At 71.9% G+C, this 4679-nt stretch carries 4 protein-coding genes; 1 reads left to right on the top strand and 3 read right to left on the bottom strand.

Going from position 1 to position 4679, the window contains the following annotated elements; genetic code table 11:
* Both ACFTZL_RS41320 and ACFTZL_RS41325 read right to left on the bottom strand, forming a co-directional pair.
* On the bottom strand, positions 1-1305 hold a 1305-nt coding region (locus ACFTZL_RS41320), incomplete at its 3' end, for a serine/threonine-protein kinase (protein WP_382594664.1).
* Positions 1306-1474: 169 nt separating this feature from the next.
* Positions 1475-2776 (bottom strand): DUF6986 family protein, encoded by a 1302-nt coding sequence (locus ACFTZL_RS41325; RefSeq protein WP_382594667.1) that lies wholly within the window; start codon positions 2774-2776, stop codon positions 1475-1477.
* 194 nt (positions 2777-2970) lie between these two features.
* Here ACFTZL_RS41325 and ACFTZL_RS41330 point away from each other — a divergent pair, with 194 nt between their 5' ends.
* On the top strand, positions 2971-3876 hold the full coding sequence (locus ACFTZL_RS41330) for an endonuclease/exonuclease/phosphatase family protein (RefSeq protein ID WP_382594669.1): 906 nt from the start codon (positions 2971-2973) through the stop codon (positions 3874-3876).
* 56 nt (positions 3877-3932) lie between these two features.
* Here ACFTZL_RS41330 and ACFTZL_RS41335 read toward each other — a convergent pair.
* A partial coding sequence (locus ACFTZL_RS41335) for an electron transfer flavoprotein subunit alpha/FixB family protein (protein ID WP_382594672.1) occupies positions 3933-4679 on the bottom strand: 747 nt, incomplete at its 5' end.

Consider the following 4679-nt stretch of genomic DNA (forward strand, 5'->3'; position numbering starts at 1 on the left):
GCCCTTCTCGTCGCCCTGTTGTGTGGGCCGGGGGGCGTTCGAGCCGTCGTCGGTGTGACCGGGCTCGGAGGAGGCCGCGGTATCCGCGCGGGCGGCGTCGGTACGGCCGCCCGCTTCCTTGTCGTCGGAGTCGCTGAGCACGGCGGTCGTGACACCGGCGGCAGCGAGAACGACGGTGACGGCCGCGGCGGCCAGCAGGAGACGGGACTTACGGCGGGGCGGGGGGCCGGAGTTCACCGGACCCGTGGGTGCGGAGGCGCCGTGGCCGGTGCTGCCCGGGTCTGACGGTCCGAAGCCCTGCGGACCGGGTGCGGCGGTGGCCGGCTGTACGTGCTGCGGTGGTCCGAACCCCGGCGGTACCGCCGGAACACTGCGCTCCGTCTCCGGGCGCGGGGGCGAGGGCGATGCCGCGGGCTCTCGCAGCGGAGAGGTCGGCGTGTCCGTACCGTCCGAGTCCGCCGCCGACTGGAGCAGCTCTCGGGCCTGGTCGGCCTCCGGGCGGGACTCGGGGCGCTTGTCCATCAACTGCTGGAGGACGGGGCCGAGAGGACCGGCCCGCAGGGGCTCCGGCAGCGGCTCGGTGACGATCGCCGTGAGCGTCGAGAACGTGGACGTACGGCGGAAGGGCGAGGCCCCCTCGACGGCCGCGTACAGCGTGGCGCCCAGGGCCCAGATGTCGGAGGCGGGGCCCGGGTCGGCGCCCTGGGCGCGCTCGGGGGCCAGGTAGTCGAGGGAGCCGACGAGTTCGCCGCTGCGGGTGAGGTGGGTGGCCGAACCGTCGCCCGGGTCGTCCATGGTGGCGATGCCGAAGTCGGTCAGGACGACGCGGCCCGAGCGGTCGAGCAGGATGTTGCCGGGCTTCACGTCTCGGTGCAGGACGCCCGCCCGGTGGGCGGCGGACAGCGCGTCCATGACCTTGGCGCCGATCCCGGCCGCTTCGCGCGGGTCCAGCGTGCCGCGTTCGCGCAGGACGTCGTCCAGGGACGGCCCGTCGACCAGTTCCATGACGATGAGCGGCCGGCCGTCGACCTCCGCGATGTCGTGCACGGCGATGACGCCGGGGTGGCGCACCCGGGCCGCCGCGCGTGCCTCGCGCTGCATCCGCAGTCGCAGAGCGGCCAGTTCGGGACCGGCCACGTCGGTGTAGGTGCGCAGTTCCTTGACGGCGACCTCGCGGCCGAGGACCTCGTCGACGGCCTTCCAGACGACGCCCATGCCGCCGCGTCCCAGTTGGGCCGCGACGCGATAGCGGCCTGCCAGCAGCCGACCGGCCCCCTCGGTCTGCCCGTGCTCCCCCGTTGACACCGCTGCCCCGTTCCTGTGACCCCACTGGATCCACCGACACGCCAGTACGTGGCGTACAGAGTACGGGGCGGCGATGACAACGACAGCCGGCGTTGACGGCTGTGACAGGGCCGGTACGCGTCGGCGAGGCGCGCGCCGGACACCGTCGGAGGCCCTGGGGAGAACGCCGTCAGGCGGACGCCGTCAGGTCCGCCCGCCTGGGCGTCGCGAAGCTCTCCAGGTCGGCGCGGGTCAGGCCGGTCAGCCGGGCGACCTCGCCGATGTCGAGGGCACCGCAGTCCAGGCCCCGGAGCAGGTAGCCGCTGAGGGCCTTGGCGGTGGCGGGTTCGTCCATGACGTCGCCGCCGGTGCGGTTGGCGTAGCGGGCGAGACGGGCGGCGGCCTGCTCGTAGCCCTCGCGGTAGAAGGCGAAGACGGCCGCGTACCGGGTCGGGATGTGGCCGGGGTGCATGTCCCAGCCCTGGTAGTAGGCGCGGGCCAGGGCGCGTCGGGTGAGGCCGTAGTGCAGGCGCCAGGCGGCGTGCACCTTCTCGGTGGGGCCGACGGGCAGCACGTTGGTGGAGCCGTCCGACACGCGTACGCCGGTGCCGGCCGCCGCGACCTGCATGACGGCCTTGGCGTGGTCGGCGGCGGGGTGGTCGCTGGCCTGGTGGGCGGCGGAGACGCCGAGGCAGGCGCTGTAGTCGAAGGTGCCGTAGTGCAGGCCGGTGGCGCGGCCCTCGGCGGCCTGGATCATGCGGGCGACGGTGGCGGTGCCGTCGGGAGCGAGGATGGACTGGCTGGTCTCGATCTGGATCTCGAAGCCGATCCGGCCGGGCTCCAGGCCGTGGGTCTTCTCGAAGGCGTCCAGCAGCCGCGCCATGGCGGTGACCTGCTCGGCGTACGTCACCTTGGGCAGGGTGAGCACCAGCCCGCCGGGCAGGCCGCCGGCCGCCATCAGGCCGGTGAGGAAGATGTCGAGGGTGCGGATGCCCCGGTCGCGTACGGGCGCCTCCATGCACTTCATCCGGATGCCCATGTACGGGGCAGCGGTGCCGTCCTCGTACGCCTCTGCGATCAGCCGGGCGGCGCGGGCCGCGGCCTCGTCCTCCTCGGCGTCGGGGCGGTTGCCGTAGCCGTCCTCGAAGTCGACGCGCAGGTCCTCGATCGGCTCGCGCTCCAGCTTGGCGCGCACGCGCGCGTGGACGGGCTCGGCGAGTTCCTCGGCGAGGCCGAGAACGGCGGCGAGGGACGCGGCGTCCGGGGCGTGTTCGTCGAGGGCCGCCAGGGCACGGTCTCCCCAGGAGCGGACGGTGTCGGCGGCGAAGACGTCGCCGGGTACGTAGACGGTGTGGACGGGCTGGCGGGTGCCGGGGTCCCCGGGGTAGCGGCGCTCCAGTTCGGCGTCGACCGGCGCGAGGGAGGCGCTGATCTCCTCGCTGACGGCGCCCGCGAGGCTGGTCGCCACCTTCTCCTGCTGGCCCTGACCCATTCCGAGACCCTCCTCTTTTCCGCTGTATGGAATCAATAATCCGTAGAGCGAAGTTATCGGCCGACCTTCGCCCTGGTCAACACCGTCTTGAAGTGGGATTCTCCATCCTTCACCCTTGATCACTGCCGACCCGCCCTCATCTTCCGTATTCAGAAGGCAAGCTTCATCCTGACGTGCAAGGGGAGGGAGACCACGTGTCGAACGAGGTCCGAGTGACGCGCCGCCACGGGCTCAAGGCAGCGGCGGCCGCCGCCATCGCAGGGCCGCTGCTCACCACCGCGGGCCCCACACAGCCCGCTTCCGCCGGCGAGCACCCGGGCGCCCTGGACGTCATGACGTTCAACGTCCGTTTCGGGACCGTCGTCGACAGGACACCGCGCTGGGAGGTACGCCGACCGGTGATGCGAGAACTGCTGCGCCGCGAGCGACCGCACGTCATCGGCACCCAGGAAGGGCTCTACCGGCAAGTGCGCGCGATCGAGAAGGATCTCGGCGGGCACTACGACTGGATCGGCACCGGACGCGGGGGCGGCAGCAAGGACGAGTTCATGGCGGTCTTCTACGACACGCGCAGACTCGAGCCGATCGAGTTCGATCACTTCTGGCTGTCCGACACTCCGTACACGATCGCCTCGAACACCTGGGACGCGGACTGGCTGCGCATGGTGACCTGGGTCCGTTTCGCCGATCTCGCCCACGGGGGACGGGAGTTCTACGTCCTCAACACCCATCTGGACAGTGTCAGCCAGTACGCCCGGGAACGCTCGGCGGGGCTCATCGGCGAGACGATCGCCGGGTGGGACCGGTCGTTACCGGTCATCGTCACCGGTGACTTCAACGCGGCCGCTCACGACAACCGGGTGTACGACCTCATGCTGGACATCGGACTGGTGGACGCCTGGGACGCGGCGGCCTCGCGGGGTCCGGCGTACGGGACGCACCACGGCTACCGGGCGCTCAGGCCCGGCGGGCGGCGCATCGACTGGATCCTCACCACACCCGGGGTGACCACGCACCGGGCCGGGATGAACACCTTCAGCGTGGACGGGACGTATCCGAGCGACCATCTGCCGGTGCAGGCCTCGATGACCCTGGGATGAGAAGAGGCCCCCGTGACCGTTCGTGCGGTCACAGGGGCCTTCCACAGCCGGGTAGATCAGCCCTTGCGGGTCTTGATCTCCTCGGTCAGAGCCGGGACGACATCGAAGAGGTCGCCGACGATGCCGTAGTCGACGAGGTCGAAGATCGGGGCCTCGGCGTCCTTGTTGATCGCGACGATGGTCTTCGAGGTCTGCATGCCGGCGCGGTGCTGGATCGCGCCGGAGATGCCGGAGGCGATGTAGAGCTGCGGCGAGACGCTCTTGCCGGTCTGGCCGACCTGGTTGGTGTGCGGGTACCAGCCGGCGTCCACCGCGGCACGCGAGGCACCGACAGCGGCACCGAGGGAGTCGGCGAGCGCTTCGATGACCGCGAAGTTCTCCGCGCCGTTGACGCCACGGCCGCCGGAGACCACGATCGCGGCCTCGGTCAGGTCCGGACGGCCCGTCGACTCACGCGGGGTGCGGCCGGTGACCTTGGTGCCGGTCGCGGTGGCGGAGAAGGACACGGACAGCGCCTCGACCGCGCCGGCGGCCGGGGCGGCCTCGACGGCGGCGCTGTTGGGCTTGACCGTGATGACCGGGGTGCCCTTGGAGACACGGGACTTGGTGGTGAAGGACGCGGCGAACACCGACTGGGTGGCCACCGGGCCCTCGTCGCCGGCCTCCAGGTCGATGGCGTCGGTGATGATGCCCGAGCCCAGACGCAGCGCCAGACGGGCGGCGATCTCCTTGCCCTCGGCGGAGGACGGGACCAGCACGGCGGCCGGGGAGACGGCCTCGTGCGCGGCCTGGAGGGCGTCGAC

This window comes from Streptomyces sp. NPDC056948 (assembly GCF_042674225.1).
Classification (GTDB): Bacteria; Actinomycetota; Actinomycetes; order Streptomycetales; family Streptomycetaceae; genus Streptomyces; species Streptomyces purpurascens.